The sequence below is a fragment of the Spirillospora sp. CA-294931 genome (genome assembly GCF_050946795.1).
In the GTDB taxonomy this organism is placed as follows: Bacteria; Actinomycetota; Actinomycetes; order Streptosporangiales; family Streptosporangiaceae; genus Spirillospora.
The window spans coordinates 3360753-3375078 of record NZ_CP192006.1 but is presented as its reverse complement, the minus strand read 5'-3'; the positions used below and the strand labels follow the sequence as shown (position 1 = coordinate 3375078).

Below are 14326 nucleotides of genomic sequence, written 5' to 3'. Positions count from 1 at the left end.
GCGCCTAGTGCGCCGCCTCGTACTTCTGGATCACGTTCGCGGGGATGCGCCCGCGCTCGTTGACCTGGATGCCCGCCTGCTTGGCCCAGGCGCGGATTTCGGCGCTGCGCTCGCGGTTGCCGGCCGCGCGGGCGGCGGGCTTGCGCCCCGCTCCGCGTGCCCGGCGGGCGCTGGCCAGGTACGGCGCGACGGCCTCGCGCAGCTTGGCGGCGTTCTTGCCGCTCAAATCGATCTCGTACGCCCGCCCGTCAAGCGAGAACGACACGGTCTCCTCCGCCGTGCCACCGTCCAGATCATCGACCAGCAGGACTTCGACCTTCTGAGCCATGAGCTGCCACCCCTCTCGTTCGCTTTCTGCTTTTGATAATAGTAGGCGATCGCGCGCGGTCGAGTTACCTCGGGAACTTCTTCGGAGGCGAGCGGCGTGAACGTTCTGGTACCGCCGGTTTTGACCGGGGGCCGATCTTCGAGAAACGTCGACCATGACACGGCCACGGAATCCCGGGAGCGTTTGTCCCTGAACACCCGAAAAGGGGCCGTCGAGCTGTGGCGATCGTGCGGACGTCCCCTCCCGCCTTTAGGGAGGCGTCAGGGCTTGAGGCGATGGAAGAGCGCCACCCGGCGCCGGTGGTATTCGATGTCACCGGCGTCATGCTCCACGCCACGGGCGGCCGGCAGCGCGAAATAGGCGGCCTCGCGCCGCGACTTGTGCCGGATCAACTGGGCGAGCGCCTCCTCGCCCAGATCACCCGAGGCGCCGCCCGCGCCGAGATAGGCGCCGGCGAACTGCCGGGCGCGCCGCGGCTCGTCGTCTCCCCATTCGATCGCGGCGCCGGCGAGTTCCAGTTCCGGGGCGCCCGCGAACGACTCGTCCAATCCGGCACGGCGGTCAGCACGCCGCCCTCGGCGAGCGTGTTGCCCGCGTAGAAGTCGCCGTGCAGCGGGTGCCGCCGGGAATTGGCGCGGTGGAACTCCGCCGGCCACCGGCCGAGGGCCGCGTCGTCGAGCCCGGCGGGCTGGGAGCCGCTCTCATCGGCCCCGAAAAAGCCCGTGCTCGGCGAACGCCCGCACCGGGCGGGGGCCGGGCCGCGCATGGGCCTTCCAGTGCTCCTCGACGGTGCGGCGGACCGCGCCGGTGAACGGGACGTCCGCGTAGATCATGAACGTCAGCCCACGAACGGTGGCCGGGCGCGGCGTCCGCGCGACAGGAGCCCCCGGCCGGTGTAGGGTCCGACCGAGCATTTAATTGCCATCCGGCAACTACTGCGCCGGCCCCTTCCCCGCCTGGAGATCGACGTGAGCGAAGACCCCGGGAACGCGCTGAGCCTGACCGTCCGGACGGCCGGCTCCGCCACCGTCGTCACCCTCGCCGGCGAGCTGCGCGTGGGGACGGTCGACGGGACCGCCGCGGAGCTCGCGGCGGCCGTGGACGGCGCCGAGGGCGACGTCCTGCTCGACCTCACCGACGTGGGCTTCATGGACTCGGCCGGGCTGCGGCTGATGCTCGCCGCCCAGCGCGGCGCCCGCGAGCGCGGCCGGTCGTTCGCCGTGATCGGGGCGACCTCGATGGGCCGGTTGCTGGACGTCGCCAGCCTGGACGAGCACCCGCAGATCTACTCCACGCTCGACGAGGCGCTCAGAGCCAGTCCAGGCACAGCACGACCGCGTCGTCGGCCAGATCCCGGGCCTGGTGAAAGTCCATGAGCGCGTCGATGATCGACAGCGGGACCTCGGCGGCGTCCTGCATGCGCGTCCTGCGGACCGCCTGCTCCAGCAGCAACCCGCCGAAGTCGCCGCCCGACGGGTCGGCCGCGGAGTAGACGCCGTCGCTGACGATGACGAGACGGTCGCCGGGCTCGACGCGGAACTCCTGGACCTCGTAGGAGGCGTCGGCGAACATCCCCAGCGGCAGCTGGTGATCGAGCTCGATCGGCGTGACCTTGGCCCCGCGCATCCGCAGGATGCGGGGCGACCCGGCGTCGACCGCCGTGACCAGCCCGCCGGCCCGGTCGATCCGCATCACCAGGGTCTCGGTGAACTGCTCGCCGCCGTACCGGGCGTGCACCATGTCACCGGCCAGCGCGGCCTGCTCGCTCAGGTCGGCCCCGGTGCGGCGGGCGTTGCGCAGCGCGCTCACGGTCAGGGCGGTGAGCAGCGCCGCCTGGATTCCGGTGCCCGACCCGTTGGTCACCGACAGGACGACGTGGTCGCGCTCGGTGGACCAGTCGAAGTTGTCGCCCCCGACGGAGTAGGCGGGCTCCAGATGCCCGGCCAGGCTGAACTCCTCCCCCGCGCAGCCCTGCCCGGGGAGAAGCTGCCATTGCAGCTCGGCGGCCAGGGTGAGCCTGCGCCCGCGCCGGGCCCGCTCGTAGCGGTCGGTGTGGTTCCAGGCGACCTTCAGCGCGTAGCCGGTGACCTCGGCGATCTCGGCCAGGACGCCCTCGAGCCGCTCCGGTTCGCGCGCGGTGGTGACCGCCTGGAGCACGCCGAGGCGCTCGCCGCGCGCCGTGACCGGGACGAAGATCTCCGAGGCGGGCCCGTCCGCGTCGACGACGACGCGCCGGGAGACCGGACGGCGCGAGGCGAACGCCCGTCCGGCATGGGTGCCCCGCACCCGGATCGGCTCGTCGCCCTCGCCCTCACCGGGCGAGACCAGGGTCTTGAGGTTGTAGTCGGCCAGCAGCAGCCGCACCCCGGTCACCTCGGGGAGCCGGGCCCTGATCTCCTCCTCCAGCGCCTCGGGCAGGGTGTGCGCGGGCGTGGCGCGCAGGACGCGCTCGATCTCGGCGGGCACCGCTCGCTGCGTCATCCCGCCTCACCTCCGTAGGGCCGCGCTCAGGCGGAGCGGCTGTCGAGGGAGCGGGAGCCGGGGACGTCCGGCTCCTCGCAGAGGCGCCCGAACTCCGCCAGGGCGTCGATCAGGCGGCGGCGCGAGCCCGGTGTCATCTCGGCCAGGACCCGCGCCACCGCCTCCTGGCGGCGCCGGGACAGCTCGGTGAACAGCCGCAGGCCCTCGTCGCTGAGGCGCAGCACGACCTCGCGGCGGTCCGCCGGGGCGCTCTCGCGGACGATCAGCCCGGCGGCCTCCATCCGGTCGCACAACCGGCTGGCCGAGGACGGGATGGCGTCCAGCTCGGCGGCCAGGCCGCCCAGGTTGATGCCGTCGTTGCGCGCGATGATCTCGATGGTCTGGAGCTGGATCGGCGAGAGCGAGGCCGGCAGCTGCTGCCCCGCCCGGTTCCAGAGCGACACCGCGGCGCCCAGCGCGCGCTCGGCGGCCTCGGCGACATGGCCGGGGACCTCCGCGGCGCCGCCGGCCCTCTCGCCGGGCGGCCTGTCTCGGTGCGTCACACGCGCCCTCCAACGGGTGCTCCTTCCAAGCCAGGTCTACCAGGTCACCGCCGATCAGGCGAGCGCGAACGGACATGGCAGGGGCCGGGGAAGGAGAACCGTCAGCGTCGCGGCATCGTGGGACGCCACGAGGCGCCCTCGCCCTTCTCGGCCTCGAAGGCGGGGCGTACGTTGACGGTGTCGTAGATGATGCGCAGCGCGGCGACGCGGCCGTCGGCGGCCAGCTCCAGGACGTCCACGCACTCGAAGTCGGCGGGGGCGCCCGAGGGCAGCGTCCACTCGAAGGTGAACCAGATGGTGACCATCGGCCTGCCCTCGACCGTGTCGCCCGAGGTCACGCCGCGCAGCTCCAGCCGGGCGCGCCCGGTGTCGGCGAACAGGGCGGGGTAGAACTCGGCGGCGGGCTGCGGGCCGTACAGGGGCGAGTGGACGACGGCGTCCGGGGTGCAGAGCGCGAGGACGGCCGGAAGGTCGGCGGTCTCCAGCGCGGCCAGGTAGCGCTCGGCGATCTCGTGTGGATTCATGGCGCTCCGATTCTCGCAGGCGTCCGGGCCGCCGAAGACGACGAGAGGGGGTTACCGGACGCGCCGCCGCGTGAAACGATCATCGCATGCCGATCGACCAGCAGCTTCTCATCGCGTTCGTCCTCACCTCGATGGTCGCGATGATCACTCCCGGTCCCGACATGCTGTTCGTCCTCGGGTGCGGGATGCGCGGCGGCCCGCGCGCCGGGCTGCTGGCCACGGCCGGGGTCGCGACCAGCGTGGCCGTCCACATCGCGGTCGCCGCCGCCGGGCTCGCCGCCCTGTTCGCGGCGGTGCCGACCGCCTTCACCGTCGTGCGCGTCGTGGGCGCCGCCTACCTGATCTACCTGGGCGTGCAGATGATCCGCAAGCGCCACGAGGTCCAGGACGAGGACACGACCGGCGGGATGAGCGACCGCCGCGCCTACCTCAACGGGCTGGTGACCAACCTGCTCAACCCCAAGATGGTGACGTTCACCATCGCCTTCCTCCCCCAGTTCGTGAATCCCTCGCTCGGGCACGTGTGGCTCCAGTTCGCGATCCTCGGCGCCATCCTGGTCGTGCTGGAGTTCCTGGTGGACGGCACCATCGGCGTGATGGCCGGGCGCATCGGCGGCTGGCTGCGGCGGCGGCGCGACGTCAGGCGCCGCATCGACGTCGCCACCGGCGGGATCTTCGTCGGGCTGGGCGTCCGGCTGGCCGCCGAGCGCTGACCGGTCACCGCGCGCGCAGCGCCTCCACGGCCGTCCGGGCGGCCGTGCCGATCACGGCGTCGGCGCGCGGGAGCGAGGCGATCGGCAGCGACGAGCGGGTGAACACCGCCACGGCGTAGCGGCCGCCGTCGGGGTACTCGACCACGCCGACCTCGTTGCGGATCGTGGGCAGCGTCCCGGTCTTCCCGCTGACCAGCACGTCGTCGAAGGGGAACCCGGACGAGAGCCGGTGCGGCCACACCTGGTGCCCGAACAGCCGCCGCATCGCGGCGCAGCCGTCCGGGGGCGCGGCCTCGTCCCGCCAGATCAGGCCGAGCAGCCGGGTCATCTCGCGCGGCGTGCTGCGGCTGGTGCGGGCGGGGTCGAGGGCGCGCAGGCGGCCCAGCACCCCGGGCTCGTGCAGCCGCGACCACAGCTCGCCCATCGTCTCGGCGCCGCCGTCGGCCAGCAGGGACGCGTGCAGGTCGCGGCCGTTGCTGTCGACATGGGTGTGCTTGAGCCCGAACTCGGCGGCGGTGCGGTTGACCTCGTCGAGGCCCACCCGGTCGAGCAGATGGTCGGCCGAGCTGTTGTCGCTGACCGTGATCATCATGAAGGCCAGGTCGCGCAGCGACATCCGGACCTCGTCCAGCAGCGCCGACACCCCGGTCGGGCCCGCGCTGCGGTCGCCCGCCGGAAGCGTGACCTGTTCGGTCGGGTCGAGGTGCCCGGCCGCGGCCTGCCGGTGGAACGCCACCAGCAGCGGCACCTTGTAGACCGACGCGAGCACCACGGGCTCGTCGGCGCCGAGCCCGACCTCGCGTCCGGTGTCGATGTCGGCGGCGTGCAGATGCCCGGTGACCCCGGCATCACGAAACGCGGCCCGCAACCGCGCCTCCAGCACGTCGCGGGGGGTCATGCCAGGAATCCGGACGCGGGGCGGGGCAGGACGCGGCGGGCGCGGCTCTCGGCGACGGCGGTCATGCCCGCCTCGTCGCGCAGCACGGCGGTGGCCACGGCGGTGAAGTCGGCGACGGCGCGCTCGCGGGCGGGCTCGCCGCCGCGCCGCCACGCGGTGGAGGTGCGCCAGGTCAGCGGCTCACCGAGCAGCGGGCGCCAGGCCACGGCGCCGTCCTCGGCGCGCGGCGCCAGCGCGACGGCCGATCCGGCGAGCACCAGCCCGAGCGCGAACTGCGGGTTCCTGGCTTCGTGGACGCCCGGCGGGTCGTAGCCGTGACGGCGGCAGACGGCCAGCAGCTCGTCGTACATGCCGGGTGCCTCCTCGCGGGGGAACGCCACCAGGTCGTGGCCCGCGAGGTCGGCCAGGTGCACCTCGGGGGACGCCGCCAGCGGCGCGTACGCGGGGAGCAGCACGCCGACCGGCTGTCCCAGCAGCGGGCCGAGCTCCAGGTCGCGGGCGTCGCACGGGTGGCGGACGACGCCGACGTCGAGCGCGCCGTCGGCCAGCGCCCTGACCTGCTCGGCCGTGCCGGTCTCGCGCAGGTCGAGCCGCAGGTCGGGACGGCGCTCGCGGAAGGCCGCGATGAGCGCCGCGACCACGGAGCCGCCGAGGCCGGCGGGCAGGCCCGCGCGCAGCGTGCCGAGCTCGCCGAGCCGGGAGCGGTCGGCGATCGAGTAGACGCGATCCACCCGCGCGAGGATGTCACGGGCCTCGTCCAGAAGCATCCGCCCGGGTGCGGTCAGCTCCACCCGGCGGCTCGACCGGTCGAACAGCCGCACTCCGAGCTCCTTCTCCAGCCGCTGGATCCGCTGGCTGAGCGGCGGCTGGGCCATGCCGAGCCGCTCCGCCGCGCGGCCGAAGTGCAACTCCTCGGCCACGACCACGAAGCAGCTCAGGTGGCCCACAAGGTTCACGAGCAGGAATGATAGCAATCTTCATATCACTGTAAAACCGATATCAATCTTGGACTTCCGGCCTGCCGGGATGGTGTCCTGTCTGACCATGAGCCGAACCCGCGTGATCATCCTGGTGGCCGCCGTCGCCGCCGCCGCGCTCGTCGCGGCCGGAGCGGTCTGGGCCCTGCGCGGCGACGAGGGGCCGCGCGAGACCGGCCGCCTGTTCACCGCCGCCTGGACGCGCGGCGACGCCGCCGCCATGCGCGCCCTGACCGACGCGCCGCCCGCCGACTTCGAGACCCGTGTCACCCGGATGCGGGCCGACCTCGGTGTGAGCGCCCAGCGATACGAGCTGACCTCGTCCGGGAAGCCCGAGGGCGACGAGGCGGGCGGCGCCTATACCGCCCGGCTCACGCTCGCGGGCGACCACGCCTGGACCTACGACGGCGTCATGCCGTTCACCAGGAAGGACGGCGAGTGGCGCGTGGTGTGGTCGCCCCAGCTGCTGCACCCGTCGCTCCAGGAAGGACAGCGGCTCAGGGCGTCCCGCGCCTGGCCGTCCCGTGCCGCCGTCCAGGACGCGAAGGGCACCGACATCGGCTCGTCGCCGTCGGGCTCGGTCCAGCAGCTGGTCGGCCCCGTGGGCCCCGCGTCGGCCGAGGCCGCCGGGAAGCTCGGCGCCCCCTACCGCGCGGGCGACCCCGCCGGGCAGGACGGCCTCCAGCGCCAATACGAGAGGCGGCTGGCGGGCACACCGGCGATGGCCGTCCAGATCGTCGGCGCGGACGGCCAAGCCGCCAAGACCCTGAGCCGCTTCGGCGGCAAGGAGGGCAGTCCCCTGCGCACCACGATCGACCCGTCCGTCCAGAGGGCGGCGGGCCGCGCGCTCACCGCGGCGGACAAGCCCGCCTCCCTCGTCGCGCTGCGCGCGTCCACCGGCGAGGTGCTGGCCGTGGCCAACAAGCCGGGCGGCTACAACCGGGCCCTCATGGGCCGCTACCCGCCGGGCTCGACGTTCAAGGTCGTGACCGCCGCCGCGCTGGTGGCGGGCGGGCTGGACGCGTCCAGCCGGGTTCCCTGCCCCGCCACCACCAACGTCGGCGGCCGCGAGTTCAAGAACTACAAGCGCGAGGACTTCGGCACGATCCCGTTCCGGGAGGCGTTCGCGCACTCGTGCAACACCACCTTCGCCCGCCTGGCGGTCGACCGGCTGGGCGTGAAGCGCCTCACCGAGGTCGCGGCCCAGTTCGGCTTCAACGCGCCGGTCGTCGCGGGCCTGCCCGCCGTCCGCGCCGGGTTCCCCGCCGTCAAGGACGCCACCGCGTTCGCGTCCGCGTCCTTCGGCCAGGGCGAGGTCCTGACCAGCCCCCTCAACATGGCGGGCGTCGCCGCCGCGGCCGCGAGCGGCACCTGGCACTCCCCCCGCCTGGTCGACCCGGCCACCGCCGCCCAGGCCCTCGACACCCGAGGCCGCCGCCCCGAGCCGCCCCACCGGCTCGAACCGGCCGTCAAGAACGCGCTCCACACCCTCATGCCCGCCGTGGTGAGCGAGGGCACCGCGTCCAACGTCACCTTCCCGCCCGGCACCGCGGGCAAGACCGGCACCGCCGAGTACGGCTCGGGCGACGAACCTCCCACCCACGCCTGGTTCATCGGCTACCGCGAGGACATCGCCTTCGCCGTCATCGTCGAAGGCGGCGGCACCGGCGCCGAAGCCGCCGCCCCTCTAGCGGCCGCCTTCCTCAAGGCCCTGTGACGGTCAGAGGCAGCCTTCGAATTCGGGGACGTCCACGTCGGTGAGGGGGAGGCCGCTGCCGGTGAACCATTTGCGCATGAGGCGGGTCATGGTGCCGTCCTGGTAGAGGTGGGTGATGGCCTTGTTGAGGGCCTCGCAGCCGGACGGGTCGCCGCGGCGGATGCCGATGCCGGTGCGGCGCTCGCCGAAGCGGGCGTTGAGCAGGCGGACGCCGGCGGGGCGGCGCAGCCTCAGGCCCGCCAGGATGGTGTCGTTGGTGGTGATGGCGTCGACGCGGCCCGATTCGAGCATGGTCATGCACTGGTCGTAGCCGGTGGCGGCGACCGGGACGGCGGGGACGCGGCGTTCCTTGATGACCTGGTCGGCGGCGCCCGCGCCGGAGACGGCGCAGATGCGGCGGCCCTTCAGGTCGTGGACGCCGCGGACGCCGCGCTCGCCGGTCCTGACGAGGATGTCCTGGTAGGACAGGTAGTAGGGGCCCGCGAACGCCAGGCGGAGCTTCCATTCGGGGTCGACCCAGAACGTCGGCACCAGGTCGACCTCGCGGTCGAGCAGGAGGCGCTCGCGGTCGGCGGCCAGGGCGGGGACGAAGCGCACGCGCTTGCCCATGCGCCCGGCGAGGTAGCGCGCGACGTCGACGTCCAGGCCCTCGAAGCCGCCGTCGGGGCGTCGCACGCCGAGGCCGGGCAGGTCCGGCCGGACGCCCGCGACCAGCGTGTCCTTGTCGAGGATGGACGAGCCTTCCTCGCCGCCGCAGCCCGCGAGCGCGGCGCAGACCAGCGAGACGAGCGCGAGCAGTCGCCGCATGCGGGCCCCCTTCTCTTTGAAGGGAAACGTTCCAGAGCCTTGATCAGCCCGGCCACGGGGTGGCCGCTTCCGGACTCTCCGCGTCGTAGGTGCCGGGCGTGACGCCCGGCTGGCGGAGGCGGAACTTCTCGACCTTCTGGGTGGGGGTCTTGGGGAGCGCGTCGAGGAACTCGACGTAGCGGGGGACCATGTGGGCGGCGGACGTGGCGGCGCAGTGGGCGAGCAACTCCCGGGCGGTCAGCTCGGCGCCGGGGCGCAGGACGACGCAGACCTTGACATCCTCCTCGGTCAGCTCGCTCGGGACGCCGAAGGCCGCGGCCTCCAGGACGGACGGGTGGCTCTCGACGGTCTGCTCGACCTCGAAGGCGGAGATGTTCTCGCCCCGGCGGCGGATGGCGTCCTTGGCGCGGCCGACGAAGTACAGGTGGCCGTCCTCGTCGAGGCGGCCGAGGTCGCCGGTGCGCAGGCGGCCGTCGCGGAACGCCTCGGCGGTGGCCTCGGGCATCCCGCGGTAGCCGTTCATGACCAGGCCCGGTTCGCGGGGGCGGATGAGGATCTCGCCGGTCGTGCCGGGCGGCAGGAGGTCGCCGTCGGGGTCGCCGATAGCGACCTCGTATTCGGGGATCACCCGGCCGCACGAGCCGGGACGCTTGGGCACGCCCAGCGGGTCGTAGGCGACGACGCCGCCGTCGGTGAGCCCGTAGACCTCGACGAGCGGGACGCCGAACCGCTCCTCCCAGCCCGCCTTCCATTCGGGCATCGGCACTCCCCAGGCCAGGCGCACGCGATGGTCGCGGTCTCTGGAGGGCGGCCGCTTCCAAAGGATCGTCAGGGTCGCGCCCATGAAGTTGATGACGGTGGCGTCGAAGCGCCGGACCTCGTCCCAGAACCCGGACGCGCTGAACCGGGCGCCGATCGCGGCGGTGGCGCCGACGGTCATGGCCGCCACGACGGTCAGGGTGGTGGCGTCCAGGTGGAAGAGGGGGAACGGGCAGTACAGGACGTCGTCACCGGTGAAACCCAGGTTCTCGGCGTGGAGGGCGGCCTGGCGGACGACGTACCGGTGGGACAGCTCGCACGCCTTGGAGACCCCCGTCGTGCCCGAGGTGAACAGCATCATGGCGGTGTCGAGGTCGTCGGGAGCGGGCTCCGGGACGGGCGGCCCGTCGGCGGGAACGAACGCGGCGAAGCGGGGCCCCGGGGGCACCTCTCCCCCGTGCACCAGGACGGTCAGGTCAAGGTCGTCGATGACGTCCATGAGCGGGGGCAGCGACGCGGCGTCGGCCACCGCGACCCGGGCTCCGGAGACCCGGAGGGCGTGGACGAGCCCGGCCCCGATCAGCGCGGTGTTGAGCGGCACGTGGATCGCGCCGAGCCGGGCGACGCCGAACCAGGTGAGCACGGCGCCGGTGCCGTTGCGCATGAGGACGGCCACGGGCTCGCCCGTCCGGACGCCGTGCGCGGCGAGCGCGGCGGCGTGGCGGCCCGCCTGGAGGTGCGCCTCGGCGTAGCCGAGATCGCCCGTCGCGGTGCGCAGGAGAACCCGATCGGGACTGCGGCGCGCCTGGGACGCGAGAAGCGCGGCAAGGCTCATTTCTCGTCCGGAATTGCGAAAAGGCGGCGGGCGTTGCCCGCGAAAAGGGCGTCGAGCGCGTCGGCGGGAAGGCCGGAGGCGCGCCATTCGGAAAGGGCGCGGGCGGGTTCGATCACGGGCCAGTCGCTGCCGTAGAGCACCTGGTCGCGCAGGACGTTCGGCATCATGCCGAACAGGGCGTCCCATCCGGTGCCGGGTTTGGCCACGTATTTGGGCGCGAGGCCGCCGAACTCCAGGTGGACGGTCGGGTGGCGGCGCGCCACCGCGCAGAACTCGGTGACCCAGGGCCACCCGGCATGGCTGGCGACGATCTTCAGGTCGGGGAAGTCGCAGGCGACCTGGTCGAGCAGTTCGGGACGCTCGTGCCGCATCGGGTGCATCCGCGAGTAGGTGACGCCGGTGTGCACGGCGACGACCAGCCCGAGCTCCTCCGCGCGGGAGTAGACCGGGTACAGCAGGCGGTCGTCGATGTCGAGGCCGAAGAAGGCGGGCTGGAGCGCGACTCCGAGCAGGCCCGCCGCGTGGACGTCGGCGGTCTGGCGCGCGGCGCGGGTGGGGCGCGGGGCGTCCAGGTCGACGGTCCCGACGCCCGAGAAGCGGCCGGGGTGCTCGGCGACGACCCGCGCCACCGCCTCGTTGAGCGCCGGCGCGGCCTCGCCGCCCTCGGTCTCGGCGTGCATGACCGCGTGCCCGACGCCCTCGGCGTCCATGGCCGCCAGCAGGGCGGGCAGCGTGCCCGCGTTCATCTTGCCGGTGAGGCCGAGGACGCGGTCGTAGCTCTCGCTCTGCCGGGCCGGGACGCGGTACTCGGCGTTCCCGCGCAGGTGCTGCGGCAGCCGCACGCGGGCGTCGACGACGGTCATGGCGTGACCTCCGCGGGGTCGAGTGGTTCGAGCGGTTCGGAGTCGAGCCTGAGGGCGGCGGCCTCGGGGCCGTGCGCCGCCACCGGACGCGCCCCGACGAGCGCGCACGCGAGTTCGGCGAAGCGGTCCTGGAGTTCGGGGACGTCCAGCCGTCCGCCGGGCCGGTACCAGTTGGCCACGCCGTTGCACATCTCCAGCAGCGCCAGCCGCGCGATCCCCACGTCGGTGACGTGGAAGACCCCGGTGCGCACGCCGCGCTCCAGGACCTGCCGGAACAGCGACTCGTAGTCGTCGCGCAGGCTCATGACGAGCGCGTGGTTGGCGCCGCCGAGCGCGCGGACCTCGCGGTCGGTCACCCGCGCGGTGAGCGGGTTGACGGCCTGCGCGGCGACGTGCGCGCGCACGAGCCGTACCAGCTGGACGGGCGGGTCGGCAGGGGGATCAAGGGCCGCACGTCCGGCCCGCAGCAGTTCCTCCAGGCAGGTCCGCATCACCTCCGTGAGCAGCGCCTCCTTGTTTCCGGCGTAGTGGTAGAGCGTCGCGGAGTTCAGCCCGGCCTCGCGCGCGATCTCGCGGATGCCCGTGGCGGCGAAGCCGTTCGCGGCGAACAGCCGGACGGCGGCGCGCCTGATCCGCACCAGACTCGACATGGCCTCCCAATCAATCGATTGATGGGCTCAGAGTAGCTTGTCCGGGGTGATGGGCAGCGACCTGACGCGTCTGCCGGTGGCGTGGTACACGGCGTTGGCGATGGAGGCGCAGATCCCGATCGCGGAGATCTCCCCCAGCCCCTTGGAGCCGACCGGGTTGGCGGCGGTGTCGGGCTCCTCGACGAAGATGACCTCGATGTCGCCGATGTCGGCCGCCACGGGCACGTGGTAGTCGGTCAGGGCCGGGGCGAGGAAGCGGCCCGAGACCGGGTCGGGACGCTGGTTCTCCATGAGCGCCGCGCCCATCCGCATGATGATCCCGCCCTGGGCCTGGTTGCGCGCGGTCCTGGGGTTGAGCACCCGCCCGATCGCGAAGGCCGCCACATGCCGGACGACGCGCACCCTCGGCAGCGTGCGGTCGATGCGCACCTCGGTGAAGTGGGCGCCGAAGGTGGCCATCGCGTGGGTCCCGTGCTCGCCCGCCGGGCGGAAGTCGCCGTCGCCGCGCAGGGAGCTGACCCGGTTGCGGCGCAGCAGGGCACGGTAGGTCTCGCCGCGGTCGGGGTCGTCGCGCAGGTGGAGGCCGCCGTCGCGGGCGACGACGTCCTCGGGGTCGGCGCCGTGCAGGGGCGAGCGGCGGTCGCGCACGGCGAGGTCGACGGCGGCGCGGCGGGCGTCCAGCGCGGCCAGATGGACGGCCGAGGCGCCGCTGCCGGACATCATCGACCCGAACGTCGGCGGACCCGGGGGCAGGCCGGTGTCGCCATGGTCGATGGTGACGGCCGAGGCGTCCAACCCGAGCCCCCGGGCCGCGACCTGCGTCAGCGTGGTCAGCGTGCCGCCGCCGATCTCCACCACCCCGCTGCGCACGCGGGCCGTCCCGTCGTCGGTCAGGTCGACGGCGGCGCGGGCGGGCCGCTGGTGCTCGGTGCGCTGGCCGCCCGCCATGCCGTAGCCGACCAGGTCGTCGCCCGAGGCCATCGAGCGCGGCTCGGGGTCGCGCCGGTCCCAGCCGAACCGCGCGGCGGCCCGCTCGTAGCAGGCCAGCAGCTGCTTGCCGCTCCAGGGCCGGCCCGTGAGGGGGTCGCGGTCCGCGTGGTTGCGGCGCCGCAGCTCCACGGGGTCGACGCCGACGCGGTAGGCCAGCTCGTCCAGCGCGGACTCGATGGCGAACGCCCCGGCGCTGTCACCCGGGGTCCGCATGGCGCCCGAGGTTCCGGTGTTGACCTTCGCCACCTTGATCCGCGTGTAGACGTGAGGGACGGCGTAGACCTGCGGGGTGTTGCCGGGCGCGCCCTCCTGGCGGTCGTCGACGAACGAGGTCTGGTTGGTGCTGTCGTGGACGATCGCGCGCAGCCGTCCGGTCCGGTCGGCGCCGATCCGCACCGTCTGGACGGTCGCGGCCATGTGCCCGGTCGCCGCGAACACCTGCCGCCGTGTGATCGTCACGTGCACGGGCCGCCGGACGACCCGCGCCGCCATCGGAGCCAGCAGGACGTGCGGCCACATGAACGACTTGTTGCCGAAGCCGCCACCGACCAGCGAGGAGATCATGCGGACGTTCTCCTCGGGCAGCCCGAAGGCGGTCGCGACCAGCCCGCGATGCAGGTGGACGGCCTGTGTCGAGTCGTAGACCGTCAGCCGGTCGCCGTCCCATCGGGCCAGCGTGGACGACGGCTCCATCGGCGCGTGGCTGAGCGTGGCCGTCCGGTACTCCAGGTCGAGCCGGACGGGCGCGTCCGCCAGCGCGCGGTCGGGGTCGCCGCGCCGGTACTCGGGCGGGAAGCGGATGTGGCCGCCCTCGCGCGCGACGTAGGCGTTGGGCAGGGCGGCGTCGAGCGTCGGGACCGAGGGCTCGCGCCGGTAGTCGACCTCCAGCAGCGCGGCGGCGTGCGCGGCCTGCGCGCGGGTCTCGGCCACGACCACGGCGATGTACTGGCCCGCGTAGTGGATCCGGTCGTCGAGCAGCGGCAGCCGCCCCTCGGCCGTGTACGGCGTCGGCGGCAGTTTGGACCATTCGGGCCGGTTCCGATGGGTGATCACCGCCAGGACGCCGGGCGCCCGCTCGGCGCGACGGGTGTCGATCCCCCTGATCCGGCCCGCCGCGATCTCACTGCCGACCAGCACGGCGAAGGCCGTCCCGTCGAGCCGGACGTCGCCGGTGTACCCGGCCCTGCCGCTGACCTTGTCCCCGGCCTCGATCCGCTTGACGGACTCTCCGATGGCCACCGC

General features: G+C 73.7%; 16 protein-coding genes. 3 read left to right on the top strand and 13 right to left on the bottom strand.

Annotation, left to right across the window (positions count from 1 at the left end; all coding sequences use genetic code 11):
* Positions 1-4: 4 nt before the first annotated feature.
* From ACQPY4_RS15070 to ACQPY4_RS15060, 3 genes are all read right to left on the bottom strand, one after another.
* A complete protein-coding gene (locus ACQPY4_RS15070) occupies positions 5-328 on the bottom strand; it encodes a histone-like nucleoid-structuring protein Lsr2 (protein ID WP_433336665.1) in 324 nt (107 codons plus the stop codon).
* Positions 329-588: 260 nt separating this feature from the next.
* Positions 589-876, bottom strand: coding sequence for a hypothetical protein (locus tag ACQPY4_RS15065; RefSeq protein WP_433336663.1), 288 nt, complete (start codon positions 874-876; stop codon positions 589-591).
* A gap of 153 nt (positions 877-1029) precedes the next feature.
* The gene (locus ACQPY4_RS15060; protein WP_433336661.1) at positions 1030-1161 is read right to left on the bottom strand and encodes a hypothetical protein; all 132 of its coding nucleotides are present in this window, start codon (positions 1159-1161) and stop codon (positions 1030-1032) included.
* 135 nt (positions 1162-1296) lie between these two features.
* Between ACQPY4_RS15060 and ACQPY4_RS15055 the strand changes: the two genes are divergently transcribed.
* Entirely contained in the window at positions 1297-1704 is a 408-nt protein-coding gene (locus tag ACQPY4_RS15055; protein ID WP_433336659.1) for an STAS domain-containing protein, read from the top strand.
* Here ACQPY4_RS15055 and ACQPY4_RS15050 read toward each other — a convergent pair.
* The 3 genes from ACQPY4_RS15050 to ACQPY4_RS15040 form a co-directional block, all read right to left on the bottom strand.
* Positions 1637-2809 carry a PP2C family protein-serine/threonine phosphatase gene (locus ACQPY4_RS15050; protein ID WP_433336657.1) on the bottom strand — a complete coding sequence of 391 codons (1173 nt, stop codon included), beginning with the start codon at positions 2807-2809 and terminating at the stop codon, positions 1637-1639. The two genes, ACQPY4_RS15055 and ACQPY4_RS15050, sit on opposite strands and share 68 nt — an antisense overlap.
* Before the next feature lie 26 nt (positions 2810-2835).
* Entirely contained in the window at positions 2836-3351 is a 516-nt protein-coding gene (locus ACQPY4_RS15045) for a MarR family winged helix-turn-helix transcriptional regulator (RefSeq protein ID WP_433336655.1), read from the bottom strand.
* Between the two features lie 101 nt (positions 3352-3452).
* On the bottom strand, positions 3453-3875 hold the full coding sequence (locus tag ACQPY4_RS15040) for a nuclear transport factor 2 family protein (protein ID WP_433336653.1): 423 nt from the start codon (positions 3873-3875) through the stop codon (positions 3453-3455).
* An 86-nt stretch (positions 3876-3961) separates the two neighbouring features.
* Between ACQPY4_RS15040 and ACQPY4_RS15035 the strand changes: the two genes are divergently transcribed.
* On the top strand, positions 3962-4588 hold the full coding sequence (locus ACQPY4_RS15035; protein ID WP_433336651.1) for a LysE family translocator: 627 nt from the start codon (positions 3962-3964) through the stop codon (positions 4586-4588).
* 4 nt (positions 4589-4592) lie between these two features.
* Here ACQPY4_RS15035 and ACQPY4_RS15030 read toward each other — a convergent pair whose 3' ends face one another.
* Together ACQPY4_RS15030 and ACQPY4_RS15025 are read right to left on the bottom strand one after the other, a co-directional pair.
* Positions 4593-5486, bottom strand: a complete 894-nt coding sequence (locus ACQPY4_RS15030) for a serine hydrolase (protein WP_433336649.1) — start codon at positions 5484-5486, stop codon at positions 4593-4595.
* Positions 5483-6442: a LysR family transcriptional regulator gene (locus ACQPY4_RS15025; protein ID WP_433336647.1), complete on the bottom strand. Its 960-nt coding sequence runs from the start codon at positions 6440-6442 to the stop codon at positions 5483-5485. The genes ACQPY4_RS15030 and ACQPY4_RS15025 overlap by 4 nt, the downstream gene beginning before the upstream one ends.
* An 88-nt stretch (positions 6443-6530) precedes the next feature.
* Here ACQPY4_RS15025 and ACQPY4_RS15020 point away from each other — a divergent pair, with 88 nt between their 5' ends.
* Positions 6531-8180, top strand: coding sequence for a penicillin-binding transpeptidase domain-containing protein (locus ACQPY4_RS15020; RefSeq protein WP_433336645.1), 1650 nt, complete (start codon positions 6531-6533; stop codon positions 8178-8180).
* A 3-nt stretch (positions 8181-8183) separates the two neighbouring features.
* On the opposite strand, the gene ACQPY4_RS15015 is transcribed toward ACQPY4_RS15020, so the two are convergent.
* From ACQPY4_RS15015 to ACQPY4_RS14995, 5 genes are read right to left on the bottom strand one after another with little or no spacing between them, the layout of a single operon-like run.
* Positions 8184-8987: a transporter substrate-binding domain-containing protein gene (locus ACQPY4_RS15015; RefSeq protein ID WP_433336643.1), complete on the bottom strand. Its 804-nt coding sequence runs from the start codon at positions 8985-8987 to the stop codon at positions 8184-8186.
* Between the two features lie 43 nt (positions 8988-9030).
* Positions 9031-10581 carry an AMP-binding protein gene (locus tag ACQPY4_RS15010; RefSeq protein ID WP_433336641.1) on the bottom strand — a complete coding sequence of 517 codons (1551 nt, stop codon included), beginning with the start codon at positions 10579-10581 and terminating at the stop codon, positions 9031-9033.
* The gene (locus tag ACQPY4_RS15005) at positions 10578-11444 is read right to left on the bottom strand and encodes an amidohydrolase family protein (protein ID WP_433336639.1); all 867 of its coding nucleotides are present in this window, start codon (positions 11442-11444) and stop codon (positions 10578-10580) included. The genes ACQPY4_RS15010 and ACQPY4_RS15005 overlap by 4 nt, the downstream gene beginning before the upstream one ends.
* Positions 11441-12094 carry a TetR/AcrR family transcriptional regulator gene (locus ACQPY4_RS15000; protein ID WP_433336637.1) on the bottom strand — a complete coding sequence of 218 codons (654 nt, stop codon included), beginning with the start codon at positions 12092-12094 and terminating at the stop codon, positions 11441-11443. The genes ACQPY4_RS15005 and ACQPY4_RS15000 overlap by 4 nt, the downstream gene beginning before the upstream one ends.
* A 27-nt stretch (positions 12095-12121) precedes the next feature.
* Positions 12122-14323: a xanthine dehydrogenase family protein molybdopterin-binding subunit gene (locus tag ACQPY4_RS14995; protein ID WP_433336635.1), complete on the bottom strand. Its 2202-nt coding sequence runs from the start codon at positions 14321-14323 to the stop codon at positions 12122-12124.
* Positions 14324-14326: the final 3 nt, after the last annotated feature.